Consider the following 15,400-nt stretch of genomic DNA (forward strand, 5'->3'; position numbering starts at 1 on the left):
CACTTATTGCCGGCCGGTCCGCATGACCCGTCGGGTACCCCTTAGATGTCGCCCTGCTGCGCGGTCTGTTCGTCGCGCGGATTGATGATGCCGTCGACGATGATGGCTCCGAGCAGGATCGCCGCCTTGATCAGGTTTTGATAGAGCAGCGGAATGTCGATGATGGTCATCGCGTTCGACAGGATGCCGATAAGTGCAGCGCCCACCAGCACATTGCGCACTCCGCCCCGCCCGCCGGAAAGGCCGATGCCGCCGATCACCGCCACCAGCACGATGTCATAGAGCAGCGTCGAGTTGACGACGCGGGTGTTGATCGAGTGCAGGCTCGACGCCGTCAGCAGGCCGGCGATCAGCGCGACGAAGGCCGAAACCACATAACGCAGCACCAGCATTGGCCGCACCGGAATGCCGATGTTGCGCGCGGCGACCGGATTGTCGCCGGCGAAATAGATGTAGCGGCCCCATTTGGTGTAGCGCAGGAACAGGAAGAACAGGAAGGCGAGCCCGGCGAAGACGAACACTTCGATCGGAATGTCGAGGAAACGCAGGCCGCCGAGCAACTCCACCCAATGGCCCTGAGGCACCGGCACCGCATCCTGTGTGATCAGTTGCGAGCGGACATAGCCGAAGACGAAGGAGCCGGTCGCCAGCGTCACGAAGATCGCCGGCACGTCGGCATAGGCGACGAGAAAACCGTTGAGCAGGCCGATGGCGAGCACGCCTGCCAGCACATAGGCGAAGGCGAGCCCATCAGGCGTTCCGGCGTTGAGCAATTGTAGATACCAGGCGACCGACATCGCCATGATCGCCACCGCCGACAGGTCGATGCCCCTGCCGATTATGACGACCGCCATGCCGAGCGCCAAAATGCCCAGCACCGACACCGAGCGGACGATGGCAACGAGATTGTTGGCAGCGATGAAACCAGGCAGCCCAATGGCAGCGGCGACGAACAGCACCACGGCGATGGCAAAGACAATGCCTTCCTGATTCAGGCTCCTGACATTTGGCCAGCCAATCGTGTTCATGTCTGCATTCGCCCCGATGGCAGCTCTGCCACCCCTTCCGAAGAAAGCTAATCGGCTCGGCGCCGCTTCGTCAAATGAATCCGCGCTCGGAACGCCCGTTGGCAGTGATAATCTTCCAGTGGACGCACCGATTGCTAGAACTGGCGCAATCCTAGGAAAAGGCTGCGCTTTTGGCATTTGGTTGCGCCATTGCGCGTATGCGCGAAGGTGCCGTTCTGAGGCGAAAGCACGAGGCGGAATTAATTGCCGCCTGAGCGGCGAAAATCGCGAATTCAGGTCCTGGTCATGTGGCCTGAAACTTCGGCGCCTGCACCGGGCGGCAGCACGAGGAACCGCAACGCCGCCACCAGCCCGATGGCGCCGATGATCAGGAAGGCGATGCGAAAATCGACGAGGTCGAGCGCCGGCCGGTCCCTGACGATCTGCGACAGGTTGAGAATGGCAGCCGCCACCGCCACGCCGAACAGCATCGATATCTGCTGCAGCATGGACGACAAAGTCGCCGCCGAGCTGCGCTGCGCGGCATCGATGTCGGCGAAGGCCAGAGTATTCAGCGCCGTGAACTGCATCGAACGCGTCAGGCCGGCGATCAGCATCAGCATCACTACCAGCGCCTGCGGCGTTTCGGGCGAGATCGCCGCGCAGGCCATGATCGAGGCCGAGGCGATCAGGCCGTTGACGACCATGACCGTGCGAAAACCAAAGCGCCGCAGCGTCGGCGTCGTCACCGTCTTCATGCCGAGATTGCCGAGGAAATAGGCCAGGATCATCAAGCCGGCATCGACCGGCGAAAGGCCAAAGCCGACCTGAAACAGCAGCGGCAAAAGGAACGGCGTGGCGTTGATCGCCACGCGAAAAATGGTGCCGGCGGCAAGCGTCGAGATGGCGAAGGTCTGCACCCTGAACGCGCTGAGATCGAGCAGCGGATGCGGCGCGCGCCGGAGATGCCGCACCGCCAGCCAGCCGATGACGATGCCGGCGGCAATCAGCAGCACGGCGGGCAAAGCGCCGTCTTCCGGATGTGCGATGCGCTCAAGGCCGTAGAGCAGCAGCGCGAGCCCCAGCGACGTGAGGAAAAACCCCGGCCAATCCAGCGGCTTGGGATCGGCCGCGCGGTCGCCCGGAATGAAGCGCGCGACCAGCGCCAGCCCGACCAGCCCAAGCGGGATGTTGATGAAGAAATTCCAGTGCCAGGAGAGATAGGTTGTGATGAAGCCGCCAAGCACCGGCCCGACCACGGGCGCAAACAACGCCGGCCAGGTGATCAGCGCCGTGGCGTTGAGCAGCTCCGACTTCGACGCATTGCGCAGCACCAGAATGCGCCCGACCGGCGTCATCAGCGCGCTGCCCAGGCCTTGCACGACACGGGCGGCAACGAACTGAGGCAGATTTTGCGAGAAGCCGCAGGCCAGCGAGGCCAGCGTGAACAGCACGATCGCCAGCAGGAAGATGTTGCGCGCGCCGAAGCGGTCGGCAAGCCAGCCCGACAGCGGCACGAACACCGCCATGGTCAGCATGTAGGCGGTGATGCCGATGCTCATCGCCACCGCCGTCACGCCGAAGGATTGTCCCATCTGTGGCAGCGAGGTCGAGATGATCGTCGAATCCAGCAGCTGCATGAAAAACGCGATGGCAACGATCAACGCCACGCGCCGCGCATTGCTGGCGGTTGCGGCGGAGGCCTCGGTGTCGGGAACGGCAGTCATGGCGAACCGCGTTGAACAGCATATGGCTGGCCCCGTCCAGAGCTTATCCAACAAACTTCCGTGTCGGCTCGCAGCCTGTTATGGATGGGCGGGCGGCCAAGGACATTGCATGAAGCCTATCTATATCGACTACCTCAATGCCCTAGATATCGAAGCCCTGGAGATGACCGACGGCGAAATCATTGCCGCTGTCGAAGCCGGGCTTATCGCGCAAGGCAATGGCCAGACGGTGATCGAGCCGCGCGTCCATCTTGAACCCGACCCTTCCTTCCATGGCCATTTCAACGTTCTGCGCGGCTACGTTGCGCCGCTCGATACGGCGGGCGTGAAAATCGTCGGCGACTATGTCGACAATTATCTGCACGGGCTCCCTTCAGAATTTGGCATTCTAAACCTGTTCGATCCGCGCACCGGCACGCCGCGCGCCATTCTCGACGCCACCGTCATCACCGACATGCGCACCGGCGCCGTCACCGCTATCGGCGCCAAACATCTGGCGCGCAAGAACTCCAAGGTGCTGGCCCATATCGGCGCACGTGGCACCGCCTATTGGAATGTCCGCCTGCTCGACCATCTCTTCGACTTCGACGAGATCCGCGTTCATTCGCGCCGCCCGAAAAGCCGCGACGGCTTCGCCGCCAAACTCTCCGCCGATCTCGGCAAGACCGTCACGGCGGTCGCCGACTGGGAGAGCTGCGTCAAGGGCGCCGACATCGTCGTCGAGGCCTCGCGGCTGCCGGAGCCGCAGCCGCTGCTCAAGACCGAATGGATCAAGCCCGGTGCGCTGGTCGTGCCCTATGGTACGATGAGCGCGGTGGAGCTGTCATTGACCGACATCATGCAGAAAATGGTCGTCGACGACTGGGGCCAGTGCAAAGGCGGCAAGTTCGGCTCGCTGCGCGCCCATGTCGAGACCGGGCGGCTGAGCGAAGCGACGCTGCACGCCGAGCTCGGCCAGATCGCTGCCGGTCTCAAGCCGGGACGCCAGAGCGACGACGAGACGATCCTGTTCTGGCATCGCGGCCTGTCGCTGTCCGACATTGCGCTGGGCAAGGCGATGCTGGCCAAGGCTGCTGATAAAGGCATCGGCCAGAGGCTGCGCTTCGCATGAGCGCGCTCGTCCTCACCGGCGCCGGCGTCAGCGTCGAGGATGTCGCGGCGGTCGCCCGCGCCGGCCGCAAGGTGGAGGTTGAGCCTGCTGTCATCGAGAGGCTCAACAAAGCGCGCAAAGTGCTCGACCAGGTGGCCGCGTCCGGTCAGCAGATTTACGGCCTCAACACCGGGCTCGGTGCCAATCTCGGCACGTCGGTCGAAGGCGATGCCAGTGCCTTCCAGCGCCAGTTGCTGGAAGGGCGCAGCGGCGCTGTCGGCGAACCGTTGCCCCAAGAGGCGGTGCGGGCGACCATGCTTGCGCGTGCCGCGATGTTCTCCGTTGGCGGTTCCGGCATTTCGCCGGCGGCTTTCACCGCCCTTGTCGATGCGCTCAATGCCGGCGTGCATCCGGTAATGCCGCAGCTGGGCTCGATCGGCGCCGGCGATCTCGTGCTGATGACGGCGCTCGCCCGTCTGCTGACCGGCGACGGCGAAGCTGACTATCAGGGTCGGCGCATGCCGGCGGCCAAGGCGTTGATGATGGCGCGGTTGGCTCCGATCAGCCTGGCGCCGAAAGACGGCCTGTCGCTGATCAACGCCTCGGCGGTTTCAACCGGCAGCGGTGCGCTGGCGCTGGCCGACGCGCTGGCTGCCTTTGTGCAACAGCAGCAGGCGGGAGCGCTGACCATGGAAGGGTTTGGCGCCAACCGCACCATCCTCGATCCGCGCCTGCATCTGCCGCGGCCGGCAGCCTGCCAGCAGCTGGCGGCCAGGGGCCTGCGCGACCTGCTTGCCCGCGACGAAGAGCCGGCGCCGACCACCTTGCAGGACCCGTTGTCGATCCGCTGCATGCCGTCGATCCATGGTGCATTGATCCAGGCGATCGATCAGGCGCGGCTGGCGCTGGAGATCGAACTCAATGCCGCCGCCGACAATCCGCTGGTGCTGGGCGATGACGGGCTGGTTCTGTCGACCGGCAATTTCCACACCGCATCGCTGGCGCTGGCCTTCGAGACGCTCGGCCTGGCGATCGCACAATGCGCCGCCGCAAGTGCTGCCCGCCTGATCCAGCTGACCGGCTCCGGCCGCAACGGCCTGCCAAAATATTTGTCACCGGTCGGCGGCGCCTCGGCCGGTTTCGTGCCGCTGCAAAAGACGGCAACGGCAATCCTGGCCGGCATCCGCCACAAGGCCAATCCGGTGATGCTGGATTTCCTTCCCGTGTCCGAAGGCGTCGAGGACCATGCGACGCAGACCCCTCTGGCGGTGTCGAAATGCGCCGAAATGATCGCGCTATGGCGCCGGCTGATCGCCTTCGAACTGATGGCCGCCGCGCAAGCCGTGGACCTGCGCGACGGTCTCAAGCTGGCGCCCGGCACAGCAGCGGTCCATACCGCGGTGCGCGCGCATGTAGCGATGCTGAGAGAGGACCGGCCGCTGGGAACGGATGCCGAGGTGCTCCACGCAATGCTCGCCGACGGAACATGGCAAGGCGCTGCGACGACCGGCAAAGAGGCCGAGTGATCAGCCCTTTGCGTCCACCCGTTTCATGAACAGGCTGAGCTCGGCCGGATCCATGCGCACGACATGCCTGTCTTCCGGATAGGCGCCGCTATCGACGTCGGCAACGTACTCGGAAAACGCCGCGACGCGTTCCGCCTGCAGACGATCGTACTCGGCGGCGAAGTTGCGGTAGACCTTGGAATGGCGCGGCATGTGGCCCCGGTTCTGGCCAAGAATATCGTCGGCAAACAGATATTGCGCGTCGCAGCCGGTGCCCGCACCCATCGACAGCATGATCAGCGAGGTCCGTTCCGAGATCGCCTTCGCCACCTCGATCGGCACCACTTCGATCTCGGCGCCGAGAGCTCCAACGGCCTCATACTGCTTGACCGCCTCAAAAATCTGCATGGCGGTGTCGGCGGTCTTGCCGACGGCCTTGAAGCCGCCGGTCCAGGTGGCGCGGGACGGAATGAGGCCGACATGGCCGATGACGGGGATCGCGTCGTCGGCGAGCCGCTTCACGGTGGCGAAACCGGCGCTGCAATAAACGGCGTCGGCGCCGGCCTTGTAGAGCCGGAACGCCCAGCGCAGGAAATCGTCCGCCGTGCCGATCTCATAAAAATTCTCGCCCGGCATGGTGAACAGGCTGGGCGCCGCATCGCGATACTCAGGGTTGAGCACCAGCTCGGGCGGCACCGAGACGATATCGACCCCTGCCCGCTCGGCAGCCTCGGCCTCGTCCATGGTCAGGACGCGCAGCATGGTCAGCTGGCGCTTGCCCTTCATGGCGCGCAGATCGGCGACGGTCGGTCTCTTTCGGCTCATCGGGATGTCCCTGTTGGCTGGTTGCTTTTCCCGGTCACCTTACCGGCCCCGTAACAGGCCGGATAGAAGGCGGGTGGTTTATTCGCTACTCGGCCGCCGCCGACATATCGAGCTCGTGAAATTCACCGCGATAGGGCCGCGCCGTCGGCGGCAATTCGCGCTTGAGGAAATAATCCTCGTACCGCAGCTGCTTCAGCAGCACCGGCCAGACCTCGCGATAGGCATGCCACATGGACGGGTTCGCCGCCGGCAGGTCGTGCTTGACCAGCTCGTGCAGCCTCGGCAGCGCATGGTAGGGCACCATCGGAAACATGTGATGCTCGACGTGGTAATTCATGTTCCAGTAGATGAAGCGGCTGACCGGGTTCATGTAGACGGTGCGCGTGTTCAGCCGGTGGTCGACGACATTGTCGGCCAACCCGATATGCTGCAGCAGGCCGGTCAGAACCATGTGCCAGCTGCCATAAAAACGCGGCAGGCCGATCAGCACCAGCGGCAGCCATGAACCCAGCGCGATCGCGAGGGCGATCGTCGCAACGTACACGGCGACATGCCAGCGCGCCGCCGTGATGGCCTTGCCCTGTTCGGTCTCAGGAATGTAGCTCTTTTCGTCGTCCGACAGCTTGCCCAACGCCTGGCGCGCCAGGATCGGCAGCGAATAACGGAAATCGAGAATGCCGGTGAAGGCAAGCGCCGCCTTGACCAGATTTGGCGGCCGCATTACCGCGATCTCGGCGTCACGGCCGACGATGATCGTGTCGGTGTGATGCCGCGCATGGCTCCAGCGCCATTGCACCGGATTGCGCACCACCATGAAGCTGGCGATTTCGTAGATCGCATCGTTCATCCAGCGTGTGCGGAAGGCGGTGCCATGGCCGCATTCGTGCCAGCGCGAATCGCTCGACGATCCATAGAGCACGCCATAGACGAGCAGGAACGGCACCACCCACCACGTGCCCCAGAACCACACGATGCCGGCGGCCGAGCCCAGGATGGCTGCGATCCAGATCACCGTATCGCGGATCGCCGGCCCGTCGGAGCGCTGCATCATTTCCTTCATTGCCTTGCGCGGCACGTCGGTGTGATACCACTCGGCCGAGGCCAGCCCGGTCTCGATCGCCCGGCGGGTGCTTTCGCCGACCAGGCCGTAATCGCGCTTTGTCTTGGCCGCCGTCGCCATCACCGTCTCGCCTACCTCAAAGCCCGTTGGCGCGGAACTTCCCGTCGAGAAATGTTTTCGCCCGCGGCACGTCGTCCTCGGTCAGATGCTCGATGATAACAGGGATGTTCGGGTGCTTCTCACTGAGCCGCTGCAGATAGAGATCGTAATTCAGCGATCCCAGCCCGGGCGCCGGCAGCTCGATCTCGCCGACGCCGCGGAAGGTCAGCCCCTCATGCGCGTCCGCGTCGCCGATATCGGCATGCTTCTCGGTCTTGTCGCTGCCTGAGCGCTTGACGTCCTTGGCGTGCGCGATGCGGATCTTGTCGGCCAGCGTGTCGAACACCTGGTTCAGCACCTGGTCCATGCGGTCGATATTGTGCGCCTCGAAATAATTGGTCGGATCCATCAGCAGGCCGAGGCCCGGATGGTCGACCTGCGCGAACATTTTGACCGTCTCCTCGACCGAACCGACGACATTGTTGACATAGGTTTCGAGCAGGAACACCGCGCCATGGTCGTAAGCCGTCTGGGCAAGATCCGAGATCACCTTGCGGCATTCCTCGAAGCCTTCCTCGGTCTTGTTTTTGGGATGATGCACCCAGTCGGATTCGGTGTTGTAGGTGCCGGTCTCCGAGATCACGTAGGGCGAGCCGAAGTCGCGCGCATTGCGGATGATTTCCTTGAGATAGCCGACGCGCTTCTCGCGCTCGGATTTGTCGGGATGGATGATGTTGGTGTAGCCCGAGATGCAGCAGACCGGCAGATTGTGGTCGCGAAACGTGTCGCGCACTGTCCTCGCCTTGTCCCCGGTGATCTGCCCGGCCGTGAGATCGACATCCCTGAAATGCATGTCGAGCTGCACTGTGTTGAAGCCGAGTGCACGGATGCGGCGGGCGGCCTCCGCGAGCTCATAGGGGAAATAGCCGGTGAAGATACCTGCCTGCATCATGATGTGAACTCCTCCCGGTAAGCGATTCAGCCGCCACACTATTCGGCGGCATGTTCAGTCGATCGATATCTCGGACAGTTTGACGGTGCGGCCTTGCGCCATCGAGCGGTAGCCCGCCTCGACCAGTGCCATTGTCTTGACGTTATCGGCGACGGAGAGCGCCGGCGGCGCGCCTGTCTTCACCGCATGCTGCAATTGCTCCATCACGCCGATGAAGGCATGCGGGAACCACATCGTGTCCCAGCTCGGGCTGACCCATTCGCCGCCGGTCGTCTTGGTCGACGCATAGGTCAGCGTCGAGGCCACGCCTTTCGGCCAGCCGATCGTGCCTTTGGCGACACCCTTGGTGCCGTCGACGCGCCAGTTGATGTGCTGGTCGTCCTCATAGCCCTCCTGGCGCGGTCCGGACCAGACATCCTCCAGCGACACGGCGAGCACGCCGGAGGGAAAGCGCAGCGTCGAGACGGTGATGCCGTCTGAATGGTCGAATGTCGTGCGCGGATCCTTGCGCGTCAGCGTGGTGATTTCCGAGGGATCGCCGAACAGGAAGCGCAGCACGTCCAGATGATGCACGCTCATATTGGCGAGCGTCAGCCGGTCGTAGTCCTGAAGGAAAGTCTGCCAGTGCGGGATCGCATGCATGTCGATCTGCGCAAAGACGATGTCGCCCAGCGCGCCGCTGTCGATGATCTGCTTCAGGACGCGCATCGACTGGTCGTAGCGCATGTTCTGGTTGACCGAGAGGATCTTGCCTGACTTGGCTGCCTCGTCGCGCAGCTTCACGGCTTCATCGACCGACAGCGCCAGTGGCTTCTGCACCAGGATCGCCTTGATGTGAGGCTGCTTCAGCGCATGGCGGATCAGCGCCGGCTGCTGGTCGGGTGGAAAGGCAAGGTCGACGATCTCGACCTCAGAATCCTCGATCAGCTGTTCCGGCGTGTCGTGGACGGTCGGAATGCTCCAGCGTGCAGCTACCTTCTCGGCGCTGGCCTTGGTGCGCGAAGCGATGGCGACGACTGGGAAACCGGCCTGCGCATAGGCGGCAAGATGGCATTCGGCCATGATCATGCCGGCGCCGATGCAACCGATCCGGTATTCGCTGGTGCGAACCCTCACATCCGGCTCGAAACCCTGGCCTGCCATCCGTTCCTCCCTTGGACGACAGGATATAACGCCATGGCCGGCCCATCAGCCAAGGTCCGCTCCATCAATTCCCATCAGAACCATGCCGGGGTGACGGTGCGAACTAGTTTGCGGCAATCAGCACGGTGCTTTCCGGCGACCAGCTGAGCATTACATCCTGGCCTTCCGCCAGCCGGTCATTGCCGGTGTTCTGGACGATCACCTTCAGCATCTGGCCGGCGCGCTCGACGAAATAGGTGCTGTTGTTGCCGGCGAAGATGCGCTTGGAGACTTGCCCCTTCAGCGTGTTGGCATTGCCGCTCGATGCCCCGGCATCGGTGGCGATGCGAATGCGTTCGGGACGCACCGCGCAGCTGGCCTTCGTACCGGCGGCAAGCCGATCACCCACCCCGGCGGCAATCGCCGTGCCGTCCGGCAGGCGGATGCCGTTGCCGGTCGCATCGCCGCGAAAAATGTTGGCGTCACCGAGGAAGGTGGCGGCGAACTCGCTCTTCGGCCGGTCGTAGATCTCCTCCGGCGGCCCTTCCTGCACGAGCCTGCCGTCCCGCAAGATTCCGATGCGGTCGCTCATCGTCAGCGCCTCTTCCTGGTCGTGGGTGACGAAGATGGTGGTGATGCCGATCTCGCGCTGGATGCGCTTCAGCTCGATCTGCATGTCGACGCGCAGCGCCTTGTCGAGCGCGCCGAGCGGCTCGTCGAGCAGCAGCACGCGCGGCTTGGTGACAATGGCGCGCGCCAGCGCCACACGCTGGCGTTGGCCGCCGGAGAGCTGGTGCGGCCGGCGCTCGCCGAGCTTCCCGAGTTGGACGAGATCGAGCGCGCGCTGCACTTCGGTGGCGATCGTCGCTTTCGTTTCGCCGCGCACCGACAGGCCGAAGGCGACATTGTCGGCAACGCTCATATTGGGAAACAGCGCATAGTTCTGGAACACCATGCCGATGCGCCGCTTTTCGACCGGCACGCGTTCCACACTCTCGCCGCCAATGGCAATGCGGCCAGTATCGGGAAAGTCGAAGCCGGCGATCTGGCGAAGCAGCGTGGTCTTGCCGCTGCCCGATGGGCCGAGCAACGCATAAAAGCCGCCATCGGCGAAATCGATGGAGACGTCGTCCAGCGCCTTGTGCGCGCCAAAACTGCGCGAGACGTTCGATACCTGCACGCCGGCCATTATTTCTCTCCGCCGAATTTGAAGAAGCGCGCCGTGAGCAGCATCAGCGCCATCGACACGACGATGATGATGGTCGAGACCGCGTTGATCTCGGGCGTGAACCCCTTGCGGATCGCGGCGTAGATTTCGACCGGCAGCGTCGTCTGCCCCGGCGTCGCCAGGAAGTAGGAGACGACGAACTGGTCGAACGACACGGCAAAGGCGAACAAGCCGCCGGCAATGACGCCGGGCATGATCCACGGCAGCGTCACACGCCTCGTCACTTGCCACTGGTTGGCGCCGAGCGAGCGCGCCGCCTCTTCCAGCTCCGGTGCAAAAGTCTGCAGCCGGGCCGAGACGACGACGATGACATAGGGCAGCGCCAGCGCCACATGGCCGAGCAGGATGGCGAACAGGCCGCGGCCAATGCCGACGCCGAAGAAGAAGATCAGCATCGCCGTGCCGGTGATCAGCCACGGAATGGCGATTGGCGGAAACAGCAGCGCCTGCAGCACTTTCTTGCCGCGGAAATCATAGCGGAACAGCGCTAGCGAAGCGGCCGAGCCAAGCACCACTGAGATGAGCGTGGTGATGACCGCGATCTCGAGGCTGTTCCAGGTGGCCGCGATCAGCTGGTCGTTCTGCCAGAGCGAGGCATACCATTCCGTCGTCCATTCGAACGGCAATTGGTAGAAGGGCGAGACGTTGAACGACATCAGCGCCATGATGATGATCGGCAGATAGAGGAAGGCGAGCAGCAGGAAGATGTAAAACCGGCCCAGCCCTTGGAGGATGCGGGTGGTCTTCATCACGCGGCCCTCTTCAGCACCGGCGAGGCAACTGCGAGGATGACCAGCACGACGGCGAGCAGGATGAACGACAATGCCGCACCAAGCGGCCAGTTGAACACGGCGACGAACTGGTCTTCGATCACCGTGCCGTAGAACGTGCCGGTGCGACCGCCGAGAATGCGCGGCTCCATGAACGAGCCGACGACCGGCACGAAGATCAGTGCCGCACCTGCCACCAGGCCGGGCATAGACATCGGGATGATCACCCGCTTCAGCACCTGCAGCCGCGAGGCGCCGAGCGAGCGCCCGGCCTCGATCAGCGAGTCGTCGATTGCCTGCAGCGTGAGATAGCAGGTCAGCACCATATAGGGCACGTAGGAGTGCACCAGGCCGATGATGATTGCGGGGTAGGAATACATCAGGTCGATGTTGATCTTGAACGGCAGCACGGCGTTGAGCGCCGTGTCGAGGATGCCGCCCTCGCGCAGCACCATCGCCCAGGAGAAGATGCGCACCAGCCCGTTCGACCAGAACGGCAAGATGACCAGCAGGAAGATCGCCTCGCGGCTGCGCCCCTTCAGCACCTTGGCCAGCACATAGGCGGCGGGGTAGCCGATGACGACGCACCACAAAGTCACTTCGAGGCCGAGCCGCAGCGAAGCCAGCAGCAGCGTCAGGTACAGGCTCTGCGAGAAGAAGGCGGCGTAATTGCCAAGGGTGAACGCCCACGGCTTTCCCGACAGCGGCAGGTCGGTCATGAAGGAGAAGAATACCATGGCCGAGAGCGGCAGGAAGATCGCCACCGTCAGCCAGAGATAGGCCGGCGCCAGCAGCGGCAGGGCCGATCTCAGCCCGCTGCGCGACGCGACCGCACCCTGTACTGCCATGATACCCTCCTCCCCAGGATTGAAGGGCCAGCCGGCGCCAACCGCCGGCTGGTCCGGACGTGAGCGTTACTTCACGTCGACTTTGAGCTGCTGCCACAGCGCCAGATAGGCCTCGCGCTGCGCGTCGGTGATCGGCGCCTGGAACTGGATGCGCTTGGCCACCTCGGGATCGCCCATCACCTTGCGGTTGAAGGAGTCTTCAGGCAGCGCTTCCACCGCCTTGGTGTTGGCCGACACCGGCGCGCCGACCTTGGTGACCCATTCGACATAGAATTTCGGATCGATCATCCAGTTGATGAAGGCCTGCGCACCCTCGACATTCTTCGAGCCCACGGGAATAGAGAACGCGTCGAGCCAGGCGACGGCGCCTTCCTGCGGAACGACCAGCGAGACCGGCAGCTTGAAATGCGTCTTGGCGCGGTCGGCCGAGCCGCTCCAATAGGTGCCGATGTCGATCTGGTTGGAGGCGACCATCTGGTTCCAGTCGTTCTCCGAGCTCCAGAACGTCTTGATCTGCGGCATCAGCGAGGTCAGCTTCGCCTTGACCGCTTCCATATCCTTGATGTCGTTGATATTCTGACCGGTGGCGATGGCGCCGAACTGCACCGCTTCGACAGCGTCGTCGCGAATGACGACCCGGCCCTTATGCGCTGGGCCCCACATTTCGGCGATCGAGGTCGGCGGCTTGTCGAAGGACTTTTCGTTGATTGCCAGCGCCGTCAAGCCCCACACCCACGGCACGCCATAGACCTTGCCGTCATGGTCGAGCATCGGCGATTGCGCCTTGTCCTTGCTGATGTCGGCATAGTTCGGCAGCTTGGAGGTATCGATCGGCTGGATCAGCTTTTCCGCCATCGCCTGATCGTTGAAGGCGGCGTTGATCATGACCACGTCATAGAGGCCCGGATTGGTGCGGATCTTGGTCAGCATTTCCTGTTCGGAATTGAAGAAGTCGTTGACGACCTTGTTGCCGGTCGCCTTTTCGAAGGCTTCGATCGCCCACGGCTCGTCGGCGCCGTAGCCCTTCCAGTTGAGCACATGCACTTCGGCGGCACTGGCGGCCAGCGTGAGCGCGGAGGTGATGACGGCGGTCGCCGTCAGCAGGGCAGTCAGTCTTGGCATGCGCATGTTCGTTCCTCTCTTGTTTGCCCGCTTGGCGGGTCAGGCTGTCTGATGGGCCTTCTGGTTCTGGCCCGGCTCGCCCGTGGCGGCCTGGCTCAGGAAAGTCTGGATCTCGCTGTCGGTCGGCGCCGATGAGCCGCCATGGCGGGTGACGGAAAGTGCTGCCGCCGCATTGGCATAGCGCGCCGCCTCGAAGGGATGCACGCCGCGCGAGAGTGCACTGACGAAACCGCCGATATGGGTGTCGCCGGCGCCATTGGTGTCGATGGCATCGACCTTGAAGCCGGCAATGGTCTGCGTCTCGCCATTGACCAACCTCACGAAACAGCCCTTGGCGCCGGCGCGGATAACGACGCCTTCGGCCTTTGGGCAGTGGTCGGCGAGCAGCCGGGCGGCGAGTGCCTCGACATCGCCTTGCCCAGCGATCTCGACCGCTTCCGTCATGTTGCAGCTCAGCCATGTCGTACGGGCAAGCACCCGCGACAGGATGGGACGTGGGATATCCGCGATGACCGGCGTTGGATCGAAAACGAAGGGAATGTTTTCTGGCAGCGCCTCGATCCAGTCGGTCAGCGCGTCGCGGCTGCCGGAATAGCTCAGCGTATAGCCCGACGTGAACACCCAATCATCAGGCGCGACCACCACGGGCCTCATCATCTCGAGGCTGAGAATGCTCTCCGCACCGGGCCACGACACGAAGGTGCGCTCGGCATCCCCGGAGATCATGGCGACGCAATTGCCGCTGTCCATGACCGGCGATGGCGACGTCAGCGTTATGATGCCTTCGGCCGCAAACGCGGCGCGCAAAAAATCGCCATTCGGTCCGCTGCCGAGCTGGCCGCCGAACACCACCGTCATGCCGGTGCGGCTGGCCGCGACCATCATGTTGAAGCCGCCGCCGGCGACCTGCGCAAAGCTCGACGCGGTCTTCTCGCAGCCCGGCGCCGGCAAGGCGTCGATGCGGTAGACATAGTCGACGACGGCGCTGCCGATATGGACCAGACGCCCACTCATGCCGCGGCATCCTTGCTGGCCTTTGCCGTGCGCGCCGCGACGAGGTCTTCGGCAAGCGAGCGCACCTCCCCCATATCTATGCCGACGAGCCCGGCAATGTGTTGTTGCGGCAGTTGCGAAAAGCCGACGCAGGCGCCGGCCATGCCTGAGGCAATCGCGCCGATCGTGTCGGTGTCGCCGCCGAGATTGGCGCTGATGATTGCCGCTTGCCAGGGATCGCCCTGCGCGACTTCAAGCACGGCGAAAGCTGCCGGCACGGACTCCTGGCTGGCCACACCGGTGCCGACGAGATCGGTGATGAGCCCGATCGCATCCCGCATGGTCTTGCCGCGCACGAGCTCCTGCGCCCAGGCGATACGCGCGGCGATATCGCCACCAGTCACCCAATGTCCGAGCCTGGCGCCTCGCCGCGCGGCTGCTACCGCGCTGTCGGAAGCGGCACGCCAGTCGCCGCCGGCGATGCCACGGCTGACGGCGGCGGCGACGGCGGCAGCCGAAGCGATGGCGATCGAGGTGTTGTGCGTCGCACGGCAGGTCTCCGCCACCTTGGCGATAAAAGCATCGAACGGTTCCAGCGGCATCATGATGCCGACCGGCGCGATGCGCATGGCCGCGCCATTGGTGTCGCCCCGGATTCCCGCCTCTTCCGCCGGCACGCCGTCATTGATGGCGTCGATGGCGCGCTTGGTCGATGGTCCCAGCAGGTCATAGCTGCCGCGCGCCTTGACCTCGCGCTCCCAGTCGAGCAGTGCGTTCACCCAGCGCGCATGATCGAAGCGGTCGCCGGACTGAACCAGGATGCGGCCGAGCAGCAACGCCTGTTCGGTATCGTCGGTGATGGTGCCGGCAACGAGCCCCTTCGACACCGGATGATCGGCAAGCGGCGCCACGAAATCCTCGACATGGCCGTATAGCTCGGCGATCCGCGCCGGCGACAGAAGCTGCGTCGGCATGCCGAGCGCATCACCGAGCGCCCCACCGACAAGCGCGCCCATGGCGCGATCGAGCGTGTCGTCGGTTCTGTCCGGCAT

At 63.9% G+C, this 15,400-nt stretch carries 14 protein-coding genes; 2 read left to right on the forward strand and 12 right to left on the reverse strand.

All coding sequences use genetic code 11. The features are described from left to right. Nucleotides 1-41: 41 nt before the first annotated feature. Nucleotides 42-1,028, reverse strand: a complete 987-nt coding sequence (locus NLY36_RS05555; RefSeq protein ID WP_023668176.1) for an ABC transporter permease — start codon at nt 1,026-1,028, stop codon at nt 42-44. A 272-nt stretch (nt 1,029-1,300) separates the two neighbouring features. Beyond that, entirely contained in the window at nt 1,301-2,734 is a 1,434-nt protein-coding gene (locus NLY36_RS05560; protein WP_023714823.1) for a DHA2 family efflux MFS transporter permease subunit, read from the reverse strand. Between the two features lie 109 nt (nt 2,735-2,843). On the opposite strand from NLY36_RS05560, the gene NLY36_RS05565 reads away from it, so the two are divergent. Together NLY36_RS05565 and NLY36_RS05570 are read left to right on the forward strand one after the other, a co-directional pair. Continuing rightward, nucleotides 2,844-3,845: an ornithine cyclodeaminase family protein gene (locus tag NLY36_RS05565; protein WP_023736016.1), complete on the forward strand. Its 1,002-nt coding sequence runs from the start codon at nt 2,844-2,846 to the stop codon at nt 3,843-3,845. Beyond that, nucleotides 3,842-5,350: an HAL/PAL/TAL family ammonia-lyase gene (locus NLY36_RS05570; RefSeq protein ID WP_023736017.1), complete on the forward strand. Its 1,509-nt coding sequence runs from the start codon at nt 3,842-3,844 to the stop codon at nt 5,348-5,350. Before NLY36_RS05565 ends, NLY36_RS05570 begins: the two co-directional genes overlap by 4 nt. Here NLY36_RS05570 and NLY36_RS05575 read toward each other — a convergent pair whose 3' ends face one another. The 10 genes from NLY36_RS05575 to NLY36_RS05620 form a co-directional block, all read right to left on the reverse strand. Then, complete coding sequence (locus tag NLY36_RS05575) at nt 5,351-6,154, reverse strand: 3-methyl-2-oxobutanoate hydroxymethyltransferase (protein WP_023682254.1); 804 nt, start codon at nt 6,152-6,154, stop codon at nt 5,351-5,353. An 85-nt stretch (nt 6,155-6,239) separates the two neighbouring features. Continuing rightward, the gene (locus NLY36_RS05580) at nt 6,240-7,334 is read right to left on the reverse strand and encodes a fatty acid desaturase family protein (protein ID WP_023736018.1); all 1,095 of its coding nucleotides are present in this window, start codon (nt 7,332-7,334) and stop codon (nt 6,240-6,242) included. A gap of 16 nt (nt 7,335-7,350) precedes the next feature. Next, a complete protein-coding gene (locus NLY36_RS05585; RefSeq protein ID WP_023705643.1) occupies nt 7,351-8,265 on the reverse strand; it encodes a sugar phosphate isomerase/epimerase family protein in 915 nt (304 codons plus the stop codon). Nucleotides 8,266-8,319: 54 nt separating this feature from the next. Next, complete coding sequence (locus NLY36_RS05590) at nt 8,320-9,408, reverse strand: Gfo/Idh/MocA family protein (protein ID WP_023736019.1); 1,089 nt, start codon at nt 9,406-9,408, stop codon at nt 8,320-8,322. A 103-nt stretch (nt 9,409-9,511) separates the two neighbouring features. Then, nucleotides 9,512-10,576, reverse strand: a complete 1,065-nt coding sequence (locus NLY36_RS05595) for an ABC transporter ATP-binding protein (protein ID WP_023736020.1) — start codon at nt 10,574-10,576, stop codon at nt 9,512-9,514. Beyond that, the gene (locus NLY36_RS05600) at nt 10,576-11,364 is read right to left on the reverse strand and encodes an ABC transporter permease (RefSeq protein ID WP_023687933.1); all 789 of its coding nucleotides are present in this window, start codon (nt 11,362-11,364) and stop codon (nt 10,576-10,578) included. The genes NLY36_RS05595 and NLY36_RS05600 overlap by 1 nt, the downstream gene beginning before the upstream one ends. Continuing rightward, entirely contained in the window at nt 11,364-12,233 is an 870-nt protein-coding gene (locus NLY36_RS05605) for an ABC transporter permease (protein ID WP_023736021.1), read from the reverse strand. The genes NLY36_RS05600 and NLY36_RS05605 overlap by 1 nt, the downstream gene beginning before the upstream one ends. Before the next feature lie 66 nt (nt 12,234-12,299). Continuing rightward, nucleotides 12,300-13,361 carry an ABC transporter substrate-binding protein gene (locus tag NLY36_RS05610; protein ID WP_023736022.1) on the reverse strand — a complete coding sequence of 354 codons (1,062 nt, stop codon included), beginning with the start codon at nt 13,359-13,361 and terminating at the stop codon, nt 12,300-12,302. Between the two features lie 33 nt (nt 13,362-13,394). After that, nucleotides 13,395-14,369 (reverse strand): PfkB family carbohydrate kinase, encoded by a 975-nt coding sequence (locus tag NLY36_RS05615; RefSeq protein WP_023733150.1) that lies wholly within the window; start codon nt 14,367-14,369, stop codon nt 13,395-13,397. After that, the gene (locus NLY36_RS05620; protein ID WP_023733151.1) at nt 14,366-15,400 is read right to left on the reverse strand and encodes an ADP-ribosylglycohydrolase family protein; all 1,035 of its coding nucleotides are present in this window, start codon (nt 15,398-15,400) and stop codon (nt 14,366-14,368) included. Before NLY36_RS05620 ends, NLY36_RS05615 begins: the two co-directional genes overlap by 4 nt.

This window comes from Mesorhizobium sp. C399B, assembly GCF_030323185.1.
Lineage (GTDB): Bacteria > Pseudomonadota > Alphaproteobacteria > Rhizobiales > Rhizobiaceae > Mesorhizobium.

Excerpts from the sequence above, each read along its gene's own strand:
- NLY36_RS05620 (WP_023733151.1), bottom strand. The coding sequence starts at position 15,400 with ATGCCGGACAGAACCGACGACACGCTCGATCGCGCCATGGGCGCGCTT.
- NLY36_RS05560 (WP_023714823.1), bottom strand. The coding sequence starts at position 2,734 with ATGACTGCCGTTCCCGACACCGAGGCCTCCGCCGCAACCGCCAGCAAT.
- NLY36_RS05585 (WP_023705643.1), bottom strand. The coding sequence starts at position 8,265 with ATGATGCAGGCAGGTATCTTCACCGGCTATTTCCCCTATGAGCTCGCG.
- NLY36_RS05575 (WP_023682254.1), bottom strand. The coding sequence starts at position 6,154 with ATGAGCCGAAAGAGACCGACCGTCGCCGATCTGCGCGCCATGAAGGGC.
- NLY36_RS05565 (WP_023736016.1), top strand. The coding sequence starts at position 2,844 with ATGAAGCCTATCTATATCGACTACCTCAATGCCCTAGATATCGAAGCC.
- NLY36_RS05605 (WP_023736021.1), bottom strand. The coding sequence starts at position 12,233 with ATGGCAGTACAGGGTGCGGTCGCGTCGCGCAGCGGGCTGAGATCGGCC.
- NLY36_RS05590 (WP_023736019.1), bottom strand. The coding sequence starts at position 9,408 with ATGGCAGGCCAGGGTTTCGAGCCGGATGTGAGGGTTCGCACCAGCGAA.
- NLY36_RS05600 (WP_023687933.1), bottom strand. The coding sequence starts at position 11,364 with ATGAAGACCACCCGCATCCTCCAAGGGCTGGGCCGGTTTTACATCTTC.
- NLY36_RS05610 (WP_023736022.1), bottom strand. The coding sequence starts at position 13,361 with ATGCGCATGCCAAGACTGACTGCCCTGCTGACGGCGACCGCCGTCATC.
- NLY36_RS05570 (WP_023736017.1), top strand. The coding sequence starts at position 3,842 with ATGAGCGCGCTCGTCCTCACCGGCGCCGGCGTCAGCGTCGAGGATGTC.
- NLY36_RS05595 (WP_023736020.1), bottom strand. The coding sequence starts at position 10,576 with ATGGCCGGCGTGCAGGTATCGAACGTCTCGCGCAGTTTTGGCGCGCAC.
- NLY36_RS05555 (WP_023668176.1), bottom strand. The coding sequence starts at position 1,028 with ATGAACACGATTGGCTGGCCAAATGTCAGGAGCCTGAATCAGGAAGGC.
- NLY36_RS05615 (WP_023733150.1), bottom strand. The coding sequence starts at position 14,369 with ATGAGTGGGCGTCTGGTCCATATCGGCAGCGCCGTCGTCGACTATGTC.
- NLY36_RS05580 (WP_023736018.1), bottom strand. The coding sequence starts at position 7,334 with ATGGCGACGGCGGCCAAGACAAAGCGCGATTACGGCCTGGTCGGCGAA.